At 57.0% G+C, this 24,048-nt stretch carries 15 protein-coding genes; all 15 read right to left on the minus strand.

Features of this window, described 5'->3' with window-relative positions; genetic code table 11:
• Positions 1 to 81 precede the first annotated feature (81 nt).
• On the minus strand, positions 82 to 903 hold the full coding sequence (locus ACFPOF_RS29910; protein WP_378139206.1) for a hypothetical protein: 822 nt from the start codon (positions 901 to 903) through the stop codon (positions 82 to 84).
• Positions 904 to 908: 5 nt separating this feature from the next.
• A complete protein-coding gene (locus ACFPOF_RS29915; RefSeq protein WP_378139208.1) occupies positions 909 to 1,445 on the minus strand; it encodes a Pvc16 family protein in 537 nt (178 codons plus the stop codon).
• A gap of 133 nt (positions 1,446 to 1,578) precedes the next feature.
• Positions 1,579 to 3,801 carry an ATP-binding protein gene (locus tag ACFPOF_RS29920; protein ID WP_378139210.1) on the minus strand — a complete coding sequence of 741 codons (2,223 nt, stop codon included), beginning with the start codon at positions 3,799 to 3,801 and terminating at the stop codon, positions 1,579 to 1,581.
• A gap of 47 nt (positions 3,802 to 3,848) precedes the next feature.
• Positions 3,849 to 5,213 (minus strand): PP2C family protein-serine/threonine phosphatase, encoded by a 1,365-nt coding sequence (locus ACFPOF_RS29925; protein WP_378139211.1) that lies wholly within the window; start codon positions 5,211 to 5,213, stop codon positions 3,849 to 3,851.
• Between the two features lie 45 nt (positions 5,214 to 5,258).
• Positions 5,259 to 5,597, minus strand: coding sequence for an STAS domain-containing protein (locus ACFPOF_RS29930; protein ID WP_378139213.1), 339 nt, complete (start codon positions 5,595 to 5,597; stop codon positions 5,259 to 5,261).
• A gap of 39 nt (positions 5,598 to 5,636) precedes the next feature.
• Positions 5,637 to 6,077 (minus strand): ATP-binding protein, encoded by a 441-nt coding sequence (locus tag ACFPOF_RS29935; RefSeq protein ID WP_378139215.1) that lies wholly within the window; start codon positions 6,075 to 6,077, stop codon positions 5,637 to 5,639.
• Positions 6,078 to 6,876: 799 nt separating this feature from the next.
• On the minus strand, positions 6,877 to 9,420 hold the full coding sequence (hrpB, locus tag ACFPOF_RS29940) for an ATP-dependent helicase HrpB (RefSeq protein ID WP_378139217.1): 2,544 nt from the start codon (positions 9,418 to 9,420) through the stop codon (positions 6,877 to 6,879).
• A gap of 919 nt (positions 9,421 to 10,339) precedes the next feature.
• Positions 10,340 to 11,227, minus strand: a complete 888-nt coding sequence (locus tag ACFPOF_RS29945) for an ABC transporter ATP-binding protein (protein WP_378139219.1) — start codon at positions 11,225 to 11,227, stop codon at positions 10,340 to 10,342.
• 3 nt (positions 11,228 to 11,230) lie between these two features.
• Positions 11,231 to 14,098 carry an ABC transporter permease gene (locus ACFPOF_RS29950; RefSeq protein ID WP_378139221.1) on the minus strand — a complete coding sequence of 956 codons (2,868 nt, stop codon included), beginning with the start codon at positions 14,096 to 14,098 and terminating at the stop codon, positions 11,231 to 11,233.
• A 44-nt stretch (positions 14,099 to 14,142) separates the two neighbouring features.
• Positions 14,143 to 15,165: an efflux RND transporter periplasmic adaptor subunit gene (locus tag ACFPOF_RS29955; protein WP_465251476.1), complete on the minus strand. Its 1,023-nt coding sequence runs from the start codon at positions 15,163 to 15,165 to the stop codon at positions 14,143 to 14,145.
• On the minus strand, positions 15,149 to 15,874 hold the full coding sequence (locus ACFPOF_RS29960; protein ID WP_378139223.1) for an ABC transporter ATP-binding protein: 726 nt from the start codon (positions 15,872 to 15,874) through the stop codon (positions 15,149 to 15,151). Before ACFPOF_RS29960 ends, ACFPOF_RS29955 begins: the two co-directional genes overlap by 17 nt.
• A 34-nt stretch (positions 15,875 to 15,908) precedes the next feature.
• On the minus strand, positions 15,909 to 16,955 hold the full coding sequence (locus ACFPOF_RS29965; protein ID WP_378139224.1) for a LacI family DNA-binding transcriptional regulator: 1,047 nt from the start codon (positions 16,953 to 16,955) through the stop codon (positions 15,909 to 15,911).
• 303 nt (positions 16,956 to 17,258) lie between these two features.
• Positions 17,259 to 19,676 carry an alpha-galactosidase gene (locus ACFPOF_RS29970; protein WP_378139226.1) on the minus strand — a complete coding sequence of 806 codons (2,418 nt, stop codon included), beginning with the start codon at positions 19,674 to 19,676 and terminating at the stop codon, positions 17,259 to 17,261.
• Positions 19,677 to 19,703: 27 nt separating this feature from the next.
• A complete protein-coding gene (locus ACFPOF_RS29975; protein ID WP_378139228.1) occupies positions 19,704 to 21,449 on the minus strand; it encodes a DUF5107 domain-containing protein in 1,746 nt (581 codons plus the stop codon).
• A gap of 34 nt (positions 21,450 to 21,483) precedes the next feature.
• Entirely contained in the window at positions 21,484 to 24,024 is a 2,541-nt protein-coding gene (locus ACFPOF_RS29980) for a glycoside hydrolase family 2 protein (protein WP_378139230.1), read from the minus strand.
• Positions 24,025 to 24,048 lie beyond the last annotated feature (24 nt).

Below are 24,048 nucleotides of genomic sequence, written 5' to 3' on the forward strand. Positions count from 1 at the left end.
TCTCATATTGGGTTTATCTTTTCGTTAACCGGAATCGCTCTGCCTTGCGGCATTCCGCCCAATCAACGCCACACACAACTTTTAAGATTTGCCTTTGCTTCGCTTCCTGGCTTCCAGGTTGACCGACCTTAATCTTACGACGCTGCCGCATACCGCTTCCCAAGTACCTTCGTATGTAAGTTGTCCGCATTCAATCACTGCTCGGACTTGACAAGCGGCAGGCAAAAGCCCGCGGAACGGAATAACGGCAATGCCGCTTGCGTCGCTTGATGTTCGCACGGCGGGCAGCAATCGGGCCCCTCTGCTCCATTTGTTCGCGAGTGGACTTTCCAGCCTTAACGCCGCCGGATCGTCGTCGAGGTCGGCGACGAATCCCCATTCGAGCGCTCCGCCATCCCTCTCACGAATAACGAACGAGTCGCCTGGCTTTAGCTTGCCATTGCCCGCCGAGACGCGAATGCGAGTCTCTCCGGTCGTGCCGGACTCCTCGGACAGACGCCCCCGCACTGCCGCTTCACCGTCTGCATACACCGACAGGCGTGCTCCTGCTAACGGACGCCCTTCTTCATCGCATACTTCAACGACAAAACCGGAAGCGCCGGGAGGTGGCGGATAGACGGCGTTAGGCAGTAAAGCGACGGTAACGATCGTCGGAAATCCCCCTTCGAGGGATACGGGCAACCGTACTTCCGAATAGAAGGCCGAAGCGATGATCAACGTGCAAGCACCGCCTTCGACGTCCATGAAAGCATAATAACCGTCCGTCGTCCGTATCGGCTTGGCAAGGCTTTCCGCGATCGACACCCGGATCGAAGATGCCCTGGGAGCTTGTCCCGTCCAAATATCGATCGGCTTCACCACGAAAGAGCAGCGGGTCGTAAACGTTCTTTCCGCGCGGCTCACCGGCTTCAGCCTCCCTTGTCGCGCAGCGTGATGTTGCGCTCCAATACCCGCGTAACGGGTTTCACCCGATTGGATTCAAGCAGCACCGGACCGACTCGGTACGCGAGCGACAGCTTGTACGGGTTATCCCCGAATTGCCATAGCTGCGTTAACTGTTCGGAGCTGTAGTTCTCGCTCGTAATTCGAAGCTCTTCGTTGCTCTCGGCCAGCGAGCCTTCCAGATAAGCGCCTCGCAAGACGGAATTATCGTAAAGCGCTTGCATAGCCTTGCCAAGAACGCGATGCTCGTCCAGCGTTCGCGTGTGCAAATCCGCCGTAGAATGCGCCGTCAGCAAATATTGCAGATCGACCGCCAGCGGCGGAAACTTGAGAGTGCCGCCTTGCGGCTGCAGCTCGTTCCGTCTCGCCTCGCCATTCTCTCGAATGCTGCACAAGTAGAGAGATAGGACAAGATCGCCCTTATCGACCGGCGATGCCATGCCGATCAGGTCCGGCCTTGGCACGGGATCTGGAGATAACTGTTCGCGAAGCAACTTCAGCATACTGGCGCCGACGTCCGCGATTACGGTGTATCCTCCGATGTGAGCTCCTCCTTCCCGCAATGTGGCAAAAACCGATATGATCAGTCTGTTTTCGCCACAATAATCTCATTATAACTGTAAAAAATCTGGCTGACTATCCAAATGTTTCGTTCAAATCGACATCATACGGGGAAAATGCATCTTTCACGAGAATTTTCCCCATTTTCCGCAATTCTTGCCTCGCCGCACGCACGAAATGCGTCATGCCGATCGGCTGTTTGTCGGTCGCGGCCAGGAACGCGGCGGCCAGAACGACGTTCTTGATATAGCCGCCGGAAACGTCGAGCCGAGCGGCCAGAAACGCGAGATCCAAGTCGTCCGACAACGGAGAACTTGCCGGCAAATGCGCGCGGAAAATCATTTCCCGCTCTGCCGGTCCCGGGAACGGGAACTTGACGACGAAGCCCATTCTTCGGATAAGAGCCTCGTCCATGTTCTGGATCAAATTCGTCGCCAGTATCGACACGCCGTCATAAGCTTCGATTCTTTGCAGCAAATATGCCGCTTCGAGATTCGCGTACTTGTCATGCGCGTCCTTTACTTCGGTTCGTTTACCGAACAAAGCGTCGCCTTCGTCGAAGAACAGAATCGCCCCGCTATTCTCCGCCTCCGCGAACAGTTCGCTCAGCCGCTGCTCCGTCTCACCGATATATTTGCTGACGATTCGGGACAGATCGATGCGATAAAGCTCGAGCCCGAGCTCCCCGGCGATAATCTCCGCCGCCATCGTCTTGCCCGTGCCCGGCGGGCCTGCGAACAGCAAGCTGAGTCCTTTACCGTAAGGAAGCTTGCGGCCGAACCCCCAACGTTCAAACACCGTCTCCCGGTGCAGGAACCGGTTGCACGCTTCGCGAATGAGCGAGGCCGGCTCCGGCGAGAGCACGAGATCGTCCCACGTTCTCGCGGGAACGATCCGGTCGGCCAACTGGGCGAGTCGGTGCCGGAACTGCCCTCTGCTGGCCGTGTCCAACTGCTGTCTGCCAGGCGTCGGCTCGCCCCTTCCTTCTGCCAACGCCGCCGCTTGCCGCCATGCGTTCCCGATCTGCCCTGCCGTGAACCGATACTTGTCCGCAAGCTCCAGCCAAGTCGAATCCGAGAAAGCATCGGCAGACAGCCCTGCCGCCGCTTGCCAATAACTTGCGCGGGCGCCAGCGTCAGGAACGCTCGTCTCGCCGTGGACCCAACCTGCTCCGGCCGGCACGGGAAGCTCTGATGGCTGCCGCTTCGCATGCGACGTCCAAGCGATCAGCGGCCGGCGAACGTACCGCACGTAATCGCCGAGCGCCCAAGTTAAGCTCTCCATGTGAGGAATGTCGGAACCGACGGCAACATGTTCCTCGCTTAGGACGAGCGCGGCGTCCGTCAACACCGCCTCCCGAACGATTCTCGTCAGGGCGACGGCGGCGCGATCCAAATCGGCCGGCAGCCCCTTCAACGAGACGATAAGCAGCCGTTGCCGTCTCGCCGCCGCCAAATGACGAAGACGCAGCTTCTTCCCGCTGCCCGGCGGCCCGGACAAATGGATAAAAGGCACCTGAACCTCGCTCTCCGCGAATCCGCCGATCGCAGCCATCGCTTCGTCTCCCTGCGGAAGCTCAGGCAGCGACGACGTCCGATTGAGGGCGTGCGCTTCTACGAAACTAGCGATTCTCGCATCCATATTTTCCGTCTGAAGCAGAAAACTGACCGTACGCTCGTCAAGCTTCAACGCTGTCTTTAACGTCGGCCGAACGAGCGCGCCGAGTCCTGGCGAAGCGTAAGCGTCCGCCGTATCCAGTAAAATTCCGCGCAATGCGCCGCTTCCTGAAAGCGATCTGCGCGCTCTCGGCACATCGTCGGGAGAGTCGCACAGCAGCCGATAAGCAAGGTCGGGCGTCGGCGCCCGACAAGTGACATCGTCGTTGAAATACGCGAGCCACTTCTCGTATTTGCGGTTCAGCTCTGCTGATAGGCAGAGAACAATGAAACGCCTCTCCCATACGGTCAGGCGCAGCCTGCCGCACAATTGCGAGAGCGGCAAAGCGATGCCTTCCCGCATCGCCGCTTCGGCGGAAGCGGCGATGTTCCGTTCGCGCGCCCGCCGTTCCGTGACGTATCGCTGCCATCCTTCCGACGCCCCCGTATGCTCGTCTTCCGAAGATTCGAGAAGCTCGGACGCGGATACCGCAAGTCCTCTCATCCCCGCTTGGGGATTGGCGAACGGATTGCCGCCCCCTAGCTCGAGCAGCGTCCTGAAACCCGCTTCCAGCCACTCGAGTTCATCGTTCAGTTGCTGCAGTCCGTTCGCGTACGGCACCGCCTTTGCTTCCGCTTGCACGCCCGACGCGCCCCCTCTTTAGCATCTTCTCATTTTTGCCCGTTCCTCTATTTCCGCTGCAGTGTCAGTACCGCTATATCGTCCGACTGCGGCGCTCCATCCGCGAACATAAATACGTGCATCAGCAAGGCGTCGATCGTCTCCGCGCTGGACATACCCGGCGTCATCTCGAGAAATTGCTGCAATCGCGCCGGAGAATATTGCTCCTGAGCCGCGTTCTCCGCTTCCGTAATGCCGTCCGTGTAGAGCAGCAGCCGGTCGCCGTGGCCGAGCGTCAGATTGCCGTCGTGGTACACCGCGTCTTCCATCGCCGCCAGCGGCAAGCTTTTCCTCAGCTTAATCGGCTCGATCTCCCCGGTCGCCCGGACGACGTACGGCGTGCAATGCCCGCCTTCGCTCATGACGACTTCACCCGTCTTGCAGTCAAAAATACCGCACACGATCGTCGCGAACACGAGCGGATTGTCGCGCGCCAGCTCGTCGTTAACCATCGTGAGCAATTCGCCTGGGGATACGCCGGGTTCCATCTTTCCTTTAATAAGCGTTAACGTGACCGCCATAAACAGCGCTGCGGGAATGCCTTTGTCCGAGACGTCCCCCAGCGCGAAGAACAGGTGGTCCTCGTCGATTTTGAAGAAATTGTAGAAGTCGCCGCCGACCTCCTTCGCTGACTTCAGCAGAGCGCATACGTCGTAAGGTTCGTGAGACGACGGCATCGTTCTCGGCAAGAAACTCATCTGGATCGTGCCGGCGACTTGAAGCTCGCTCTCTAGCCGCTCCTTGATCGCCGTCGTGTTGCGCAGCGCTGCGAGCGATTCCTCGGCTTGCGCATACAGTCGGGCGTTCTCTAGCGCGACTGCCATCGGCCGGGCAACGTTCTCGAGCAATTGCCGGTCTTTTTTCGTAAAACCGGATTTCCCGATTCGATTAATGACTTGCAGCACGCCTTCTACGCGCCCCCGGTTCAAGATCGGCACAGTGAGCAAATTGCGCGTGACGAACCCTGTCCGTTCGGCGACGCGATTCGACCATCTCGGATCGCTGCCTGCGTCGTTAACGATGACGCTTTGACCCGACGACGCGACGTGGCCCGCTATGCCTTCTCCGTGCTGCAGTCGGATTTCTCGCACCTGTTCGCCTTTGTCGCCTTGCGCCAGCTCGAAAAACAGCTCGTTCGTCGACGGATCGACGAGCAGGACGGAAGCCGCTTCGACGGGCAGCACTCTTTTCGCCGTGTTCATGATCAGCTCCATCTGCTCCCTGCGGTTCAGCGTGGAGTTCAACTGCATGCTGATGTCGAACAGCGCCTCCGCTCTTCTGGCTCTGCCTCGCCCCCAGCCGTACATGGCCGCTAGTCCGATCGCCGCTCCCGTAGCGACGCCGCAAACGAGCCCCGTCCATAGTCCGCCCATTCCTGTTAGCCTCCCTTCCGTCCGCTCCCGTCGCGGCTTCACTCGTTACGAGGTCATTTTCCCAAGTGCCTCTTCCGTCGTCTCGGCCGTCTCAAGGATGCTCAGAAACCCGGACATCTCGAAAACGTCGCGCACTTGCTCGGTCATCCCCGCACAGATCATTCTGCCTTGCATACTGCGTACTTTCTTCGCCGCTACGAGCACGACCCGCAAACCCGCGCTGCTAATGTAAGTCATGTCCGAGAAATCGAACACGAACCGGGAACGTCCTTCCCCCGCCAGCGCCGAGAATGTCGCCTCCGCCGCCTGGGCATGGTTGCCGTCCAGCCTGCCTTCTATTCTCAATACCGTCGCTCCATCACGCTCAGTCGTTACGATGTTCATCTATATTTCCTCCCGAATAACTTGAAGTAGGCGATCCTTTTATAACCTTTTGCGCAGGACGATCCGGTTGCCGGTTTCCGTCCGTTCGTATGTCGCCTCGTTCACCATCCGTTTGACGAGAAATACGCCGAGCCCGCCGACCTCCCTCTCGTCGATGCCGAGTCCGACGTCCGGTTCGTCCGTCTCCAACGGATTAAAGGGCAATGCTTCGTCCTCCAGACACACTTCGACCGAATCCGCATGCGCGCGTACGGCCACTCGAATATAACGGCTGCCCGCCTCGCTATCCGGGTAACCGTAAGAAATCGTATTCGTTACGAGTTCCTCGCACGATAGGACCAAATCCCATTTCAAACGGTCGGGCCACCCTGAACGAATGCCGATTTCATCGAAAAAAACGTGCAGACGTTCCAACTCGTCCAGCCGGTTCGCCAATTGAACGACCGCCACTTCCGGGTGTCCATTCCTTTCATTCGTCACGCGCGCACCCCGCTTTCATTCGCCGAGTTCCGAGTCTTTTTGCCAAAATTATCATACCACAGGAGAAGGGCAGGAATAGAGCGAAATTTGGCGAGAAAGCTCGCAAAAAAAACTACGGCTGACCAATGAACTAACACCCATGTTGCTGCCGACAAAAACTGTACCGCTTCTCGTCACTCTAAGTGGGTTTCGCCTAACTGCAGCCCGACGCACGCTCGTTTCTCGTCGCTCTAAGTGGGTTTCGCCTGACTGCAGCCCGACGCACGCCGTTTCTCGTCGCTCTAAGTGGGCTTCGCCTGACTGCAGCCCGACGCACGCCGTTTCTCGTCGCTCTAAGTGGGTTTCGCCTGACTGCAGCCCACCGCGTTCCCGCTTCTCGTCACTCTAAGTGGGTTTCGCCTAACTGCAGCCCACCGCGTTTCCGCTTCTCGTCACTCTAAGTGGGTTTCGCCTAACTGCAGCCCGACGCACGCCGTTTCTCGTCGCTCTAAGTGGGCTTCGCCTGACTGCAGCCCGACGCACGCCGTTTCTCGTCGCTCTAAGTGGGCTTCGCCTGACTGCAGCCCGACGCACGCCGTTTCTCGTCGCTCTAAGTGGGTTTCGCCTGACTGCAGCCCGACGCACGCCGTTTCTCGTCGCTCTACTACCGCCGGGCGGCGGCTGATTTCGCATTTACGCGCTCCAACCGTTACAACATTCAACAATTGTGTCTTAGCAGTTATGTTTCTGGTTAGTGAATTGTGCCGTTGTAGAAAAAAAAGCCCTGCCGCCCCAGAGGGGCAGGCAAGGAGTCAACGACTTATTTCCCCGGCGGCTTCGCCCGGCGGGTCGCTTCCGCTTCGAGCGGGTTGTCCGGCCAGTAGTGCTTCGGATAACGGCCTTTCAAATCTTTACGCACTTCGAAGTAGGTATTGCGCCAGAAATTGGCCAAGTCTCGCGTGACCTGAACCGGCCGCTGCGCCGGTGACAGCAACTGAAGCGTAAGCGGCACGCGACCGCCCGCGATACGCGGCGTCTCCGGCAAGCCAAACAGCTCTTGCAGCCGGACGGCGACGGAAGGAGCATCCATATCCGAATAGTCGATCGGAATACGCGATCCAGTCGGCACCGTCCAATGCGTCGGCGCTTCGGCGTCAAGAGCCCGGCGTTGCTCCCATGTCAACTGGTTTTCCAGCAAATCTTTCATATTCAAGCGTTGAAGATCCCCGCGGCTCTTCATCCCTTCGGCATAACCGCCAAGCCACGACTCGAGCGATCCCAACAATGCCGCGTCAGACAAATCCGGCCACGCCGTATCGTGCCGTCGTGCGAACACTGTTCGTTCCTGCAACTGCCTCGCCGCTTTCGTCCAAGGCAGAAGATCAAGTCCTTCCGCGCGAATGCCGGCAAGCAGCGTGCGCAGCACCCGATCAACCGGCGGTTTGTGCAGCGGCGTCTCCTCGAGCACGATCGCTCCTAGTCTCTTACGGCTGCGTCCGCGCACTGCCTTCGCTTCCCCGTCCCAATACAGGTCCGCCTCGGATACGATCTCTTCCGGCATCACTGCGGCAAGCCGGGCGAAATCGACGGGCGCCGCCAACCTTATTCGGCTGTCCGCTCCAGTGTCGTCCACATCGGCCGCGACAATCCATTCCTCATGCGTGAGCGGCTGACCTGGACCAAATGCCGCCCCCCGGCCTCCGCTAAGCAAAAACTTGCCGCTGTCTCTTCTGCGCCCGATCCGGTCGGGATAAGCGAAAGCAAGCAGCAATCCGCAGTCGCCGGGCATTTCCGCCTGCGTGCTTCGGTCGGCGGACACGCCAAGCTCGTTCTGCGTCCTTCTGTCCGCGGATACTCCAAGCTCGAGCCTGGTTCGACGAGTCTCTTCGATTAGTCTCCGCCTAACGAAATCGTCTATCGCTCCCGCGTAAGGCCCTTGCCCGCGCAAAGCTTCGAGCCGAACGCGGACGTCCGCGTTCGGCGGCTGCCCGCCGGATGCCCGGACGATGTCCCGCTCGCCGAGAAGCGGTGCCAACTCGCAGGCAAGTCCGCCGAGGCCGATCTCCTTGGCGCGGATCAACATATGCGAGATGCGCGGATGTTTGCCCAGTTCGGCCATCGCCCGGCCATGCGGCGTCGCCGCGTTGCCTTGCAAAGCGCCAAGCTGGGCGAGCAGTTCCCGCGCCTGCTGCAGGGCCGGGGCGGGCGGTGCATCGAGCCAGTCGAGCTCCGCAGGTTCGCCCGCACCCCAGACGGCAAGTTCCAGCAGCAGCGGCGCCAAGTCCGCTTCCATGATCTCTGGCGTCGTTCTGGAAGCAAGACCGCTCTGTTCCTCCCGGCTCCATAACCGGTAACACGTCCCCGCCGTCAGCCGACCCGCGCGCCCGCGCCGTTGATCCGCGGATGCCGCAGACACGGCGATCGTCTCCAGCCGGCTCATGCCCGTTCGCGGCGAGAATTGGGAGACGCGACTGAGGCCGCTGTCGATGACGACCGTGACGCCTTCTACCGTCAAACTCGTTTCCGCCACCGACGTGGCAAGCACGACTTTGCGCTGTCCGGCAGCGAGCGGCGCGAGCGCCCGATCTTGCGCTTCGGCGGTCATGCCGCCATACAACGGACTTATTACCGCATCGCTCCACGGCGTGCCGCTCAGCTTCGTCCGCAGCTTGCCTTCCGTTGAACGGATTTCGCCGATCCCCGGCAAAAAAACAAGGATGTCCCCGTCGTGAGCCCGAAGTGCGTCCAACGCCGCGTTCGCCACAACATCGTCCAAATACGCGCTTGCCGGATTGGGCCGATACTCGGTTGCGACCGGGAAGCTTCGCCCTTCGCTCCTTACGATCGGAGCATTCCCAAGCAAAGCCGCCACCGGCTCTGCCTCGATCGTCGCACTCATAACAAGCAGCTTCAAATCTTCGCGGAGCAGCGCCTGCGCCTGCAAACATAAAGCCAGGCCTAGATCCGCATTTAAACTCCGTTCGTGGAACTCGTCGAATATGACAAGGCCGATACCTTCAAGCGCAGGATCGGCCTGCAGCATTCTCGTCAGCACGCCTTCCGTTACGACTTCGAGCCTCGTTCGCGGTCCGACTTTCGTATCCAGCTTGACGCGGTACCCGACCGTACCGCCGACCTCTTCGCCGAGCGTCTTCGCCATGAAAGCAGCCGCGCTCCGGGCAGCTAATCTGCGTGGCTCCAGCATGACGATTTTCCGTCCGGCCAACCATGACTCGTCCAGCAGCGCGAGCGGCACGCGTGTCGTCTTCCCCGCCCCGGGAGCGGCGACGAGCACCGCATTCGAATGCGAGCGCACAGCGCTCTTTAATTCGTCCAACACTTCATCTATAGGGAGAGTGGCCATCGGCTTCCTCGCGTCTCCTTCCAAATCCGGCAACGTTGTTCGTTGAACAGCTTACCATGATCGGCGGCGCGAAAAAACCTCCATTCCCGACAATCGTCATGGAAATGGAGGTTTGCGCTTTATTTCAAGAAATTCCGGTCCAAATGCCGTTGCAAAAAGTACGATCGCCGCTTCCAACGTCAAGTTGCAACTTTGTCCGAAGTTCGCAAACGTGTGTGGAGGCTGCGAGGGCATTATTTCGGCGAAAACTGAGCTGGCGAGCGATTTAGTGGTCTGCGGGAACGTTAGTTCGACGAATCCTGGGCAGTCAAGCGATTTAGTGGTCTGCGTGAACGTTTGTTAGACGAAAACTGAGCTGGCGAGCGATTTAGTGGTCTGCGGGAACGTTTGTTAGACGAATGCTGGCCAGGCGAGCGATTTAGTGGTCTGCAGGAACGTTAGTTTGACGAAAACTGAGCTGGCGAGCGATTTAGTGGTCTGCGGGAATGTTAGTTAGACGAAAGCTGGGCGGGCGAGCGATTTAGCGTCTGCGGGAACGTTAGTTCGACGAATCCTGGGCAGTCAAGCGATTTAGTGGTCTGCGGGAACGTTAGTTTGATGAATGCTGGGCGCGCGAGCGATTTAGTGATCCACGGGAACGTTAGTTAGACGAAAGCTGGGCAGTCAAGCGATTTAGTGGTCTGCGGGAACGTTAGTTTGATGAATGCTGGGCACGAGCGATTTAGTGGTCTGCGGGAATGTTAGTTAGACGAAAGCTGGGCGGGGGGGCGAGGGATTTAGTGGTCTGCGAGAGCATTATTTCGACGAATGCTAGGCAGGCACGCGATTTAGCGATCTACGAGAACATTAGTTCGGCGAAAATTTCTACGAAAAAAAGCATCTCCAGGCGTGATAGCACGCCGAGAGATGCTTTTTCGCTTTACGAAGCTTCCTCCGGCGACGTCAGTACGATTTTGCCGTCGGCGAGCTCCAGCTTGACTTTGTTTGTATCCTTGACGCCGATCGATTCAAGATACGCTGCCGGCACCTGCAGCCTGCCCGCTTTGTCGAGAACGGCGTATTCGACATGCGAATCTTCCTCCGCTTGCGCGATGCCCTGATCGATCTCCGCGAGTTCTTCGGCGTACGATTTGCGCCGTAACATTTCCGAGGAAATTTTACCGTCGCGGATGGCGACGACACGATCGACCTTCTTCGCGAGCAGCGGGTCGTGGGTGACGATGACGACCGTGATGCCGATCGTCCGGTTCAGTTCCCGGAACAAGTCGAGAATCTGGTCAGCCATCTTCGAATCGACGGAACCGGTCGGTTCGTCCGCGAGCAGCAGCTTCGGATGGTTTGCCAGCGCGATGGCGATGGCGACGCGCTGCTGCTCGCCTCCGGACAATTGATGAAGCTTGTTGTGCTTCCGATGCCCGAGGCCGACGGCTTCAAGCAATTCGAGCGCGCGAAGCCGCTTGCGACGGCCTTTCAGCAGTATCGGCAGCTCGACGTTCTCAAGCGCCGTCAAGTATGGAATCAAGTTGCGGGCATTATTCTGCCAGACGAACCCGACGCTCTCGCGCTTGTAACGGACGAGATCCCGTTCGCTCATCTTCAGCATGTTTTTGCCGTCGATCTCGAGCATGCCCGCGGACGGACGGTCCAGTCCGCCGAGCATGTTGAGCAAAGTCGACTTGCCGCTTCCGCTGTTGCCGATAATCGCCATCAGCTCGCCCGTCTCGATATGCAGATCGAGCCCTTGAAGCGCGAACACTTCGAGATCGGCGGCTTTGTATATTTTGACTAAACCTTCGCAATGGATCATCGGTTAGTCCTCCCCCAGCTTAAGCGCTTGATGGACGCGGATTCGGGAGAGCATGAACGACAAGATGCCGAGCCCGAGCGCGATCATGATGAAGACGACGGCATACAGGCGGACGAAGTCGATAGCTGCGAAAACAACTTTGAACGGCGGCACGAGGCTGCTCGGATTAAACGCGATCTGGAAGTTCGGCACGAACAGTTCGCTTGCGAAGTTACCGATTAGCACGCCGATCACAATCGCGACGCCCGACGTGAGCAGTTGTTCGAGCGCAAGCATGCCGATCAATTGCCGGAGCGACAAGCCGATCGCTCTCATAATGCCGTTCTGCAGCGTGCGCCCTTTAAGCGACAGTATCCAATAGAGCAGGAAACCGACGAAGCTAATCAAAATCGAAATGATGAACCCGAGCGTAAGGACGCCGTTTAGCGCAAGCAGAAACGGGTCGTTCTTCGCTTTGATCAAATCCTCTTTCGTATTGACAAAGCTCGTAAGCGGAAGCTCCTTCTTCTTAATGCTTTCGTAGAACGCGGCCGTAGATGCCTCCGGCTTCATTTTCAGCCACACCTGATAAGGCTCTAGCGCAAGTTGGAACTGAATCCGGCTCAAATTGCCGACGATCAGCATCGGAGCGTTAGCCTTGCTGGCGTCGTCGGACGCATCGACGGATCCGACCGGCGGGTTCGGGTTAAACGTCGGAAAGTATTTGATGATGCCGTACACGACGAACGGCTGAGAGTCGACGCCATCCCATCCGACATTAATCGTATCGCCGACTTTCACATTGCGCTGATCCGCGAGGGATTTGGATATGAGCACCGCCCTCGAATCGGCCGCCATCAGATTCAAATATTCGTAATACGGATAGTCGAGCAGATGATTCGGCAGCCAGGCGGTCAGACCGAACTCGTCGGAATCGATGCCGATAAGCGTCGCCATGCCCGTCTGCTGTCCGGTTCCGAACGATGCCCTCTCCTTGATGAACACTTTCGCCGCATGCTCGACGCCATCCAGCTTCGTGAACGGATCGAACGAGGGCTCGAGGTAATGGATGACTTTCGGCGCCGGCGTCGCCGGTTGCGGAGCCCCCGGTGCCGGAGGCGGCGGCGCATCGTTCATCCAGCGGGATTGCAGCACGAAGTCGGCCCCGTGGCTGTAGCGGATCCGCTCTTCCGTGTTGTTGTTCAGCGTACGGGCCGCACCCGCGCTGAACACGCCGACCGCAATCGTCATAATAAGGAAAATCATCAGGAACTGATATTGGCCGCTGGACCGTCCGACCTGGATAAGCGTCGCGTACAAAGACGGCGGCCACCATTTGCGACCGGCCCAGTACACGAGCTTTAGCGCATAGGGGTACAATCGAAGCAGTAACAGCCCTCCGCCCACGACGAATAACGCAGGCATGACGAATTGCAGCGGATCGATCGTCAGATCGTCCGATTTTAATCCGAGCGCTTTCAAATCTTTGAGCCGCTTGTCGAACGTATACAGGCCGTAGATGGACACCGCCAAACAGATGACGTCGAGAAACGCTTTGTGCCAAAACGGCATTCTCTGTGACCGTGCAAGCTGGCGTTTATGGTCGACGATAGATACGCGAGTCGCCAGCAGTACCGGAACGAGCGTCATAACGAATGCGGTCAATGCCGCGATACCTCCGAAGACAAACGCGTCTTTATTGAGGCGAACGGTCATGTTAGCCCGCTGCACAAATTCGAGGAACCCGTTGGACGCGCCCAATACTTTCGTCAATCCGAGACCGATGAAAGGACCGAGTATCCATGCGATCCCGCACAGCACGATTCCTTCGGCGGCGAACGACAGCACGATCTGCAGCCGCGAAGCGCCGCGGCTCCTCAGAATGGCGATCTCGTTTTTCTGCCTGTCGACGATCAGGTTCGATACCATGAACATATAGAATCCGAGCATAATGAGCACCGGCACGTTCAGTGACCACATCAGCTTGTTCAATTGTTTCGAACGTTCGAAATATTTGTTGATCGTACCTAGCGCCGGCACGCTGAAATCGGACTGGAAAGCGGCGACTCTGGTTTTCACCTTCTCGCGGATCGCCTTGTCCGTGTTCATGAAATTTTCGACGTTGCCGATGTTCAGTTTCGTATAATCAAGCACGAAGAACCACCCGCTGCCCGTTACCGGAACTTCGTTGCCCCGTATGAACGCGCTGTCGAACAGCTCGGAATCGATGACAAAAGAACTGTTCAAATCGGAAAGATTCGTGCTGCGGAAATACGGATCGTCGTCGTTTTTCTTGCTGAAAATACCGACAGGTTTGATGGTCACCGTGCCTTTGATTTTATCGTCCTGCAGCGTCAGCTCCTGATCGAGCACGATTCTGAAGCTGCTAAGCGCCTGTGAAGTGAGAAGCACTTCGTACACGCCGTTAACCGCCTTCTTCGCAGGCAATCTACCATCCTCGATCTTGATATGATTGTCCAGATCGCTGTAAGAGCGAATGGTGGCGGTCGAGTTTTTCTTGATCGTCTGCCGGCCGGTCGCGACAAGCTTCACTGATTTCGTGCGCCGCTCCTTGACGAGTTCCAACGTCGGAATGCCGAAGCCCGGCTTGGCGACACGCTCCATGTACGCGTCCATCTCATCGATAGCCCTGTTCCGTTTGTCGGGCGCTTCATTGTAGAAACCCATTAATGTCCAATGCGTTCCCGGATACGTCTGGCTGTCCGTCTGATAAGTTTCCAGGTCTTTGACGAGCATGCGAGACAAAATCGCTTCCGAATAAATCGGCATCGTACCCACAAGCGCCACCGTCATCAATATCCCGAAAAACATGCTGGAGACGAGCCATTTATTTTGAACCATTTTACGGATGATCATGACGAATAAGGCCACTTCAAAGCCTCCCTAACCCAAAGGAATACAATAAGCGCTTAGCCTTATTGAAGGACGATCGTCTGGTCTGCTTGCAAGCCGCTTACGATCTCGACTTCCGTCGCTCCGACAAGCCCAGGCTCGACGTCAACTTCGCGAAGGCGTTTGCCGTCTTCGAGAACACGCACGAAATTCCGTCCCAAGTACGACCGCAGTCCGCTTCGCGGAATTTTGACGATACCGTCGCGCTGCTTCGTAATGATTTTGACATCGGCGAGCGATCCGATCTCCGCGCCTTGAGGCAACTTCGGCACTTCGATGTAAAGAGTCGAAGCGTACTTCTCGGCCAACTGCTTGTTCAGCGTCTCAGGCGATGAAGAAGGCGTCTGCACGACTTTGCCTTCGACTGTGATGTTTTTCAGCGTAACGTCCGCTTTGGTGCCCACTTGCACGTCCTTAATCGCTTGCGCATCATCCACGCGAAGAGCGATACGCAACCGGGTTGGGTCGGCGACGATGACGAGCGTCTGATAAGCGTCTACGAAATCGCCTTCCTTAAGCGTCTCGGCGAAGACGACTTCTCCGTCGATGCCGGCTATGAGCTGTTTGCTCGCGAGCTGCTTCGCCAGCCGATCGTATTTGCTTTGTTCGATTTCAAGCTGCAGTCCGGCGATTTTGTAAAGAGCTTCGTCGCCGCCGCGCGCTTGCCGGTACGCATATTTGGCCCGCTCTAGCGCAAGTTCTTGTTCTTTAAGCTGAATGTCCTGGCCGTCGAGAATGAGACGAACGAGCGAGTCGCCTTTCTTTACTTTATCACCCGACTTCACGAGAATTTGATCGATTCTGCCGCCTTGTCCCGTGAACTGGGCGACATCGGTATGAACGGATTCGAACGTGCCGCTGCCATTGATCGCTTTAACGATCGACCCTGTGGACGCTTTCGCCGTCGAATAGTTTTCCTGTGCGGGCTTGATAAGCGGCGGCTTCAGCGCTGCTTCCTCTTTCGGGAGTAACGAGCAGCCCGCCAGCATTCCGCCGAGAATGACCGTTAATCCGAGCGTAACAGCTTGTTTAGACATGCGCGACAATTTGTCCATCCTCCAGTTCGTATACGTGATCGACAATTTCCATAATGGCAGGATCATGGGTCGTCAAAACGATCGTTATACCGCTACGCTCCACAAGATCCCGAAAAACTTTCATAATGTGCAATCCTGTACGGCTGTCGAGCTCCGCAGTCGGCTCGTCGGCCAGAATCAACTTCGGCTTGTGTGCAATCGCCCGCGCGATCGCCGTTCTTTGCTGTTCGCCTCCGGACATCTCGAACGGGCGATGGTGCATGCGGGGTTTGAGCCCAACAAGGTCAAGCGCTTCGATGGCCGCCGCTTTGCGTTCCCACGTAGGAATCTCTGCAATGCGGAGAACAAACTCGACGTTCTCGTAAGCCGACATTAGTGGAATAAGGGCGAACGATTGGAAAATGAGCCCCATCTCAGTCCGGCGGACATGATCTCGCTGTTTGTTCGAAAGCGCTGTCAACTCTTTACCGTCGAAAACGATTTGTCCTTCCGACGGGCTGTCCAGCGCGCTGAGCAAATTAATCAAAGTCGTCTTGCCGGAGCCTGACCGACCTTTGAGGGCGACGAGCTTGCCGGCGGGCAGTTCAATGTCTACGCCTTTAAGGACGGTGACGGCGCCCGTTCCTTTGCCGAACACTCGCTTAATGCCTCTGGCCTGGATAATCGGTCGCTGCGGTGCGGCTGGTGTCATGGCGTTTTCCTCGGAAACAACATTCATCGCCGTTATTCCCCTTCTTAACATGATTTTGGCGTTATTCCCCAGCTCCCGGCCAAGGTCCGGCGACCGACTGACGGTCGATTAGACTCGGGCTGATCGCGTCTCTTCTCCCGAGCTCGCCGTTTAGCAATTCCATCATCATTGCGGCCGCGCGTTCTCCGACCGACTCCCGGTCGTGACGGATCGTCGTGAGCGGAGGCGTCGCATAGGCGGTGAACGGATCGCCGTCATACCCAACGACGGAAACGCGCTGCGGTACCGCAATACCTCGTCCGGCTAGTGCCATCATCGCGCCCATCGCCATTAGATCGTTCGCGCAGAATAGCGCGGTTATGCCGGGATTCGCTTGCAACAGGCCGATCGCCGCTTCCGCACCGCTTGCGCCGGAGAAATCTCCGACCGCTACGTATTCCGGTCGATGCGTGATGCCCGCATCCGCAAGCGCCTCGACGAAACCCGCGTACCGGGATTTGCATATCCTCAGGTGCTGAGGGCCGTTAATATAGCCGATGTTCCGGTGCCCCGCTTCCGCAAGCTTGCGCCCGGCCAATCGGCCGCCTTCCTTGTCGTCCGAGATGACCGAAGACATTCTCGGACCGACGACGTCTTCGAAGTTCACGCAAGGCACTTGGATTCGAGACGCTTCTTCGACGATCGGATGAGATGCGGAGAACGCGGGAAACAACACAACCCCTTCCAAACTTCGCGATCCGACGCATTCGGTCAGCCGCTGGGGCTCATAATTCAGGAAAGGGATGGAGAAAAACATCGCATCCCTATCATAATGTTTAAGCGCCCGCTGCAGCGGCGAGAACATCTCGACGAACCCCGAACTCGCCTCGAATTCGAACTGCGGCACGAACAAGCCGATTAGTCGACTGCTCTTGCCGACGAGTTGTTTGGCACCGAGGTGTGGTACGTAGCCCATTTCCTTCGCCTTCTCATGAATGAGCATGCGAGTAGTCGGATTAACCCCGTATTTGCCATTCAAACCGCGCGATACGGTGCTCGGCGATAGGCCCAGCGCTTTGGCGATCTCTTTGATTCCGGTGTCTGCAGCCGCAAGTCTTCTACTGCTCAAAATCGATCACTTCCACGCGATCCAAACGCATAGCGCGAGTCTCCCTTTTTATTTTCGCAAACGTTTGCAATAATTGATTTCACTATACGATCAGAGTAAAATTCTGTCAATAAAAATGCACAATGTACGGCAGCTGTACGGGTGATCGAAAAGTTTTCTAGAGGGGATGGAGTGTGAAGCGAAGCAGGAATGTGCGCTAAAAAACAGCTTCGATTACGAGCAGAGGAACGGGGGCGGAGACAGACGCCAACCGTTCCTCCTATTTCCGATTGTTACGGGTCGACCAACATAGCGGAGAGTTGTTTACCGATCCGGTTCAGGCGCCTTGTACTCGAACAACCTGCGTGCACTGAGCGACAGCCTCTCGGGCTCCGGCAGCGCATTGGGATAGACAGCAGCAGTCCGTGCACCCGGTCTGGTCGCCCATACCCATATCGACACCTCGTTCGCGGACGACGCCATCGGCCATTCGATCTCGACACGGCTTTGGCCGGCAACGAGCGGCGCCTTCAAGATGCACCAATCTTCCTTTTTAGGAATCCAGGAATGCGCCCATCCCGCTTCGGACGTCTCTACTTCTACTTCGCTATCGACGCCGTTGATCTTGACGGACTGATCGGCTCCGGCAACCGGCGCCGTCCCCTGTCCATCGAACAGCACGATCAGCTCCGCGTCTGGGGTGGAAATGTCTAGCAGCGCCTCGAACGATAATGCCGCAGGGGTCAGTTCACTGCGCTCTATATCGGCTTGAATATACGACTTTATCACTTCGTCGGCAAAGTTCAGCTCTGTTACGGATTGGTTCGGCCCGATCGACAATAATACCGTTTCATAGGGGGCGAGCGGTACGTCCAGCGTCTGGCCTTGGAGAATCTCCCGGCCGTACACGCGCGTTTCCGGATAAAGACTGACCGCATTCAACGTCACGGCCGACAAAGCCAAGTCGGCAGGTATTTCCAGACGGTACGATCCCGGACGAATCCAGGGATTGCGAATGACGATCAGACCGCCGCCCTCCCCCCAATGTGCGTAACCGTAAGGCTCCCGGGGCATCATGACATCGTTGGAGAAGGCGGGCACGCCGCCATCCGTCCAGGATACGGGCAGCAGCGGTTCCGTATTCGCCAATGCGGTTTCATTAGCGCGCGCCCATTTCAGCAGATCCGCGAATTGTTTCCAGCGGTCGGCATTCATTACATTCGGATTCATGTACACGGGAAAAAACTTGTGTCCGCGCATAATCGTCATGATTCCGTCGTTCAATAGCGGATCTTGCGTCTGATGAACGAAACCGAGCACTTCCTTCGATTCTTCCGGAACGACCGATTTCATCGAGCCTTGAAGGTTGAAGAAATCCCGCGCCGAGGTGTAGCTCTCGCGATAGACGGGAGCCGGAACCCGTCCGAACGGAACGTCGTCGCCGTGCGTGCCCAGTACGGAATTGACGTAGAACAGCCACCACGGACTCGGATTCCACCCGAAACAGGTCGTCTCGAACCACACTTCCGGTTGAACCTTGTGCAGTTCGACGAACACGTCGATGATTCCTTCGGCAATCGCTTCCGTCGACAGATTGCCGACAGCATGTCCATGGTCGGGCTCTTGACACTCCAGCATGCAGCCGTCGAATTTGATATGGCGAATCCGATAGCGCCGAACGAGATCGATCAGTCTTTCTTTCAATTTGGCCTGGTACGAGGGGTCGCCCAAACAAACGTAGCGTATCGTATGTTCGCCAGACCATTCCACGGACGACGTTCCGTAGCCCTGTTCCTTGGCCCAGTCTTTGTCAAGCGCGTCCATATAACAAGCCGTGGGGGAAATCCATAAACCGAGACTGCTATTCATCGCGGCAGCCGCTTGTTCCAGCTTGGCGAATCCTTCCGGAAACAGCCGCTCGTTAATCTCCCATATGCTATGCGGATTTGACCACCCCATGTCGATGCAGAACGTATCGAAGGATATCCCGTGAGGATCGTAGAGGTTTTCTTTGAACGCCCGCATAATCCCTAAAATGTCGTCTTCCGAATAAGGAACCGGAGAAGTATACCAGCTGTTATAGTTAAAATGGAAATGTTCGGGAGTCACGCTATGGGCACGCACATAGGCCTGGAATGCGGCTTTCTCCCCGCCGGCGGCGGCAAGGCCGTACACGACCTTTTTCGTTTCCGCCCACGCTTCCGCCTGCAGCTTGACTCCGGGCCGGTGAGCGACAATTAGCCTCCCTTCTTCCAGCCTGGTGCTTGCGACCGGAAACTCGATTCCCGCGAAAAAGCCCTGAAAAAAAGCCGGCTGGCTTTGGCTGGCATGTCCCCCGAGACCGGTTCCGAGCTCAATGGAAAGGAAACGGTTTGTCTCGGTGTCGAGCTGTTCCAGAACGACTTCTTGCAGAACAGTTCCAGCCAAGAGAGCGTCCGCCTTGTAACGGGCCCATTTGCGCCACACGCCCTCGGCCGGAAACCACTGAACATTCAGCTCGATCTCCAGCAAGCCGTCCGTCCCCGGAAAGGCGGCTTGGAATTTCCGCTTGACCGGCGAGCCGCTTGCAACGGCTTTCGCGGATGCGGCTTCAGCTTCGGCTTCAGCGGCGGGAACCGTACGGGCGGCTCCTTGATCCGTAATGAACAGAGGACAACTTAGGGAAATATGCATGCCGCTGCCGTTCTGGCCGACCTCAATGCCAGTCGCGCTCACACTCGCTTGTGTTGAAAATAACTTCATCGCCTTTTCCCCCTTATTCCGTCCGATTTATTCTTCTTCCTGATATTCCCGATAGGCTCCGAACGCGAATAAATCGTCTTCCCCAAGCTGGCCCGGCGCTTCCGAATGCTCCAAATCCAACCGCTGCATAATCGCCCGCCACAGCTTCGTTCTGGCATATCGTTGATGAATAAGCTGAAAAGACGTGCTCTCCAATAATTGTTTCGCTTCGGCGAACCGGCCTTGATCGAATAGCAAAGCCGCGCGGCGTTCGATCAGCCATTCATCCGTCAGCGCCTGAGTTTCATGCAGCCAATGCTCTCTTTCCGCCAGAAAAGAAGGACCCAGTTTCTCCAATGCGAGATCTCTCTCAAACACGATCTGGGGATGGAGCGCAAAGGCGGCGGATGATATTTTCCGATAGCAGGCTGCAGCGGCTGCATGATCGCGTTTGATTCTGCGATACAATCTTCCGGCCAACGCCTTCGCACGATCGTCGCCGGACACGTCCAGCCGGATTAGCGCTTCGTCGATCTCATCGTTCCCGGCAAACCAAGCCCCCGCTTGGAAGAGCCAAGCATCTTTGCTCTCCCCCTCCGTCTCGCGGCAAGCCCATTCCAGTGCCGCTCCCAGCCGTTCCATGCCGCTCGGCGCCCAGCGGTTGTCCGCAGTGCCGGGAGGAAGCGGCATCTCATGGACGGCCATTCGTTCATGGCTGGACAGGAGCTGCTGCCACAGGTGAACCTCTCGTTTCCTCGCGAATCCGAAGAGGGGAATGCGGGCGACCGGCAGCAGCTTGACAAGCGGCAGCTCCAGCTCGTGGATATCGAGCGGCCGGTCGGAAGGAATCCAGAACTCCTCGTGGACATGCGTCTCTCCCGGATTCAGTACCTGCTTAATGGACTGGTCGATCAGAGGACCCGCCTGGATTTCGAGGCACTGTTCATCGTTCAGCGTCCATTGAGTGACGAAAGCCTGATGCTCCCCGACCCCATCCGTCCATAGCTTGATGCCCGGCGTCTGAGCGGGGTCGGCAATGTGATACAACCCGCAGCCCAGGCTGGGCGTATACGCCCCGAACGCGCAGCAATCGGGCTCCCGCCAGAAAAAGCCGGCCATTCGTTTCATATCCTTTTGACGTCTTGGGCCTTCCCGACGCCAATCGATCGTTTTCATTTCCTCTCCGTGATAGAGCACCGGTCCGCCCGGAAAATGGAACTCTGTATCGTCGCGCGCAGGAATTCCCGCATTGCTCCAGGACATCCAGGGATGGGATCGGGTCGTTGGATTATGAAAAAAAGTGCGCTGCGTCAGGAAAGCGTCATTCACACCAAGCGAATATTCCACCGTCCACTGCATGCCGAACCGCAGTTCCGTTTCGCCGCACCAGATATAAACCCGATCCGCTAGCTCCTTCGTCTTGAACGAGACCGGAACCGCTTGTACCGGAGAATGGGAGATCGGAAAGCTAACCTCGATTCCGCCTCCGATATAGAATTGCCTGGGAAGAATTCGCACGGGCCTCACGATGGGAGCTGTATACAACGCTTCCTTGCCCGAGGCTTTATGGGTAATCGAGTATACTTTGCCTCCCAAGTCGGGGCAAACCACGACCCGAATGGCCTCGTTCTCCATCGCGATCATTTGAAACGACTTCAGCTCCGGTCGTCGGCTCGTTTCGCTATAACTCTCGTAAGGATAGACGCCGTCGGGGTCCTGTGCCGTAGGAATGGGACCACTGGGTGTGATAGGGTTATTTAATAAAGTATCGAAGAACCGTTCCATGACCAGCATCGGCCTGTCTCCTGCCTCCCCGCAATAACTGCTCTCACTTGTTCCATGCGACAAATTCAACTTCAGGCGGGTCGGCTTGCCTTTCGGACATCGGACAGCGGACGATGAACAACCGTTCTTCTTCCGGAAGCAGGATGGAGTAATTCTGCAGACAGAACACCGGGTCATCCGCGGGCCGGATCGTTTCCGCCGTTACATAAAGCGCCACGGCTTCCCCGATATTGCGAACCAGAAACTTCCTCACGCATTCTCCCGTCTCCGAATAGGCGGTTTCCTTCAGCGTTGCCTGCAGGATCGGCTGCGGAGCGTGCAGCAGCGCCTTTAGATAATCCTTCCGCAGTGTCGAGAAGAAATAAACGTTCGGCTCGAGCCCCTCGATTTGAACCCTTACGGCGAAAACTTCCGGGGTCGAACAATCGATGTCCATCGCAAATTCCGCCAATCTGATCGTCGCATTGCCTGGCACCGACCGTTCTCCGCTTTCCCGCCACAGCATCGCTCCGCTCAAATCGAAGCATTCGGCCCGCCACTTCACAAGCCCGGCGTCCATACTGTTCTGGACGTAGCATTCCGCTGCGAACCTCTCCCCCGGGCGAACAAGCAGAGAATCGTATTTCAAGGACAGGTGAATCGGCGCATACGCTTTGCGAACCCAGAAATAGGCCATTTTCGGCAAGCCGTAATAATCGACCAGACTCGTGCACGACACGTTCGGCCACGGTTCGTTAAACTGCCAGACTATGCTGCCGCTGTTTCGGTACTTCCGCCTCCGGTTCGCCTCCAGCGCATATCGGATTCCCTCTGCCTGCACCCACTGACTTGCCGCGACTAGCCCGGAAAGCGTGGCGATGTCGCCGAAGAACTCTCGGCTCCGCTCTAACGTGTCCCACCATTCTCCATGATGCCGCCAAACCTGATTATCCCGCACCGAAGTGACCTCCCGGTCCTCTTCGCCGAGAAACTTCTCCATGGATCGCACCGCACAGCAGCCGTCCACGCCGAACTCGCTATGCAGCATGCTATCGGAATGATTGAACATGTAATAATGATTCGTTGCTCCGCCGTATTTCCATGGCCCGTGCACATCGTAATTGGTGCCGGGTTCGTCTACGGCCAGGAACTCTCTCGGTCCCGACGCCGACGTCGGAAGGAACAAGCGATGCGGATCATACTGTCTAACCAAGTCTCTCAGCATCGCAATGTTCTCGTCATCGTACGTAACCGGTACGCCGTTATCGTCCGTCAGTTCGTTGCCCCCGCTCCAGCAGGCGAGCGAAACATGATTGCGCTTAACCTTGATGGCAGCGGTCGCTGTTTCTCGCAGCAGCTCCAAGAAGCGAGGATCCTTGGACGGAACATTGTCAATGCCGGAGCTGGACTGAATAAATTCCTGCCAGATCATAATCCCGTGCCGGTCGCACAGCTCGTAGAAGATTTCCTTCTCGATCACGCCTCCTCCCCAAACCCGGACGAGGTTGATATGAGCTTCTTTCAATTCTTGCACGAAACGCCGGTAGCGTTCTTCGGTTACATTGCCGTACAGAACATCCAGCGGAGTGATATTCGCGCCTTTGATGTAGACCTTCCGGCCATTTACAACCATCGTATACGGCAGCGCATCATCCGGAGCTCCTTCGCTCCTCTCCCAAGTCAGACTCCTGAACCCCGTTCTGCCCTCCCACCGATCGGACAGGCTGTCATTCTCCCAAAGCTGTATTTCTACCTCATACAGCGGTTGCGCCCCCGTTCCGTTCGGATACCAAAGCTCTGGCTTTTCAACCGAGAGCTTCGTCTCCAAGAACGTGGAACTTTCAACTGGACTATCGATCCATCGTTCCGCGCTTGCCGCTATCTCCCCCTCAAACCGCACCTCTACTTTGTATTTCAGCATGCAAGGTTCGGCAGACTTACCGCCACTGCCGCTCCGAGCAACGATACCAGATACGTTCAGCACGCCCTCTTGTGCCAACGGTTGGAGCCAAATATCCCGCAACAGATGATGGCCTTTCCGCTGCAAGAGCACTTCATCCCAGAAGCCGAGCGGAACCAAACGCGCCGAGAAATCCCATTTGTATGGGAACCGGCTTTTCAGCGATTTCGTCTCCGACGTGTAGCCGATCTGACCCATGATATCAGGAGCGTGCTCGAACACGACGGTCAGTTCGTTGCCTCCCGATCGAAGCATTTCCGTCACGTCCAGTGACAGGGGAACGAACATTCCCTCGTGCGTGCCAAGCGGCCTTTGATTCAGGAAAAGATGCGCCTTATAATCCAATCCTTGAAAACAAAGGTGAATTGTCCTCATCTGGTCGGGCTCGAAATCGAATGTCGTCCGATATACCCACCAACGATTCTCCACCCATTCGCAATGGATGCTGTTCATGCCGTGATAAGGATCCGCAATGATGTCGGCCTTCCATAAATCATGCTGGACGCTGCCCGGTACCGTGGCCGCAATCCAGTCGGTAACGCCAAGCGGTTCTCCCCCCGTCTCCGGAGTCTTGCCCAGAAACGGCACATAGGGGTAATACCCTTTCAGCTCCCATTTCCCTAATCGTATGTTTCTTTCTGCCATCCGCTCCACCTCTGCCGCGATACG

It is taken from the genome of Cohnella soli, from assembly GCF_042655525.1.
Lineage (GTDB): Bacteria > Bacillota > Bacilli > Paenibacillales > Paenibacillaceae > Cohnella > Cohnella soli.

Excerpts from the sequence above, each read along its gene's own strand:
- ACFPOF_RS29915 (WP_378139208.1), bottom strand. The coding sequence starts at position 1,445 with ATGCTGAAGTTGCTTCGCGAACAGTTATCTCCAGATCCCGTGCCAAGG.
- ACFPOF_RS29925 (WP_378139211.1), bottom strand. The coding sequence starts at position 5,213 with ATGGGCGGACTATGGACGGGGCTCGTTTGCGGCGTCGCTACGGGAGCG.
- ACFPOF_RS29930 (WP_378139213.1), bottom strand. The coding sequence starts at position 5,597 with ATGAACATCGTAACGACTGAGCGTGATGGAGCGACGGTATTGAGAATA.
- hrpB (WP_378139217.1), bottom strand. The coding sequence starts at position 9,420 with ATGGCCACTCTCCCTATAGATGAAGTGTTGGACGAATTAAAGAGCGCT.
- ACFPOF_RS29945 (WP_378139219.1), bottom strand. The coding sequence starts at position 11,227 with ATGATCCATTGCGAAGGTTTAGTCAAAATATACAAAGCCGCCGATCTC.
- ACFPOF_RS29960 (WP_378139223.1), bottom strand. The coding sequence starts at position 15,874 with ATGAATGTTGTTTCCGAGGAAAACGCCATGACACCAGCCGCACCGCAG.
- ACFPOF_RS29970 (WP_378139226.1), bottom strand. The coding sequence starts at position 19,676 with ATGAAGTTATTTTCAACACAAGCGAGTGTGAGCGCGACTGGCATTGAG.
- ACFPOF_RS29975 (WP_378139228.1), bottom strand. The coding sequence starts at position 21,449 with ATGCTGGTCATGGAACGGTTCTTCGATACTTTATTAAATAACCCTATC.
- ACFPOF_RS29980 (WP_378139230.1), bottom strand. The coding sequence starts at position 24,024 with ATGGCAGAAAGAAACATACGATTAGGGAAATGGGAGCTGAAAGGGTAT.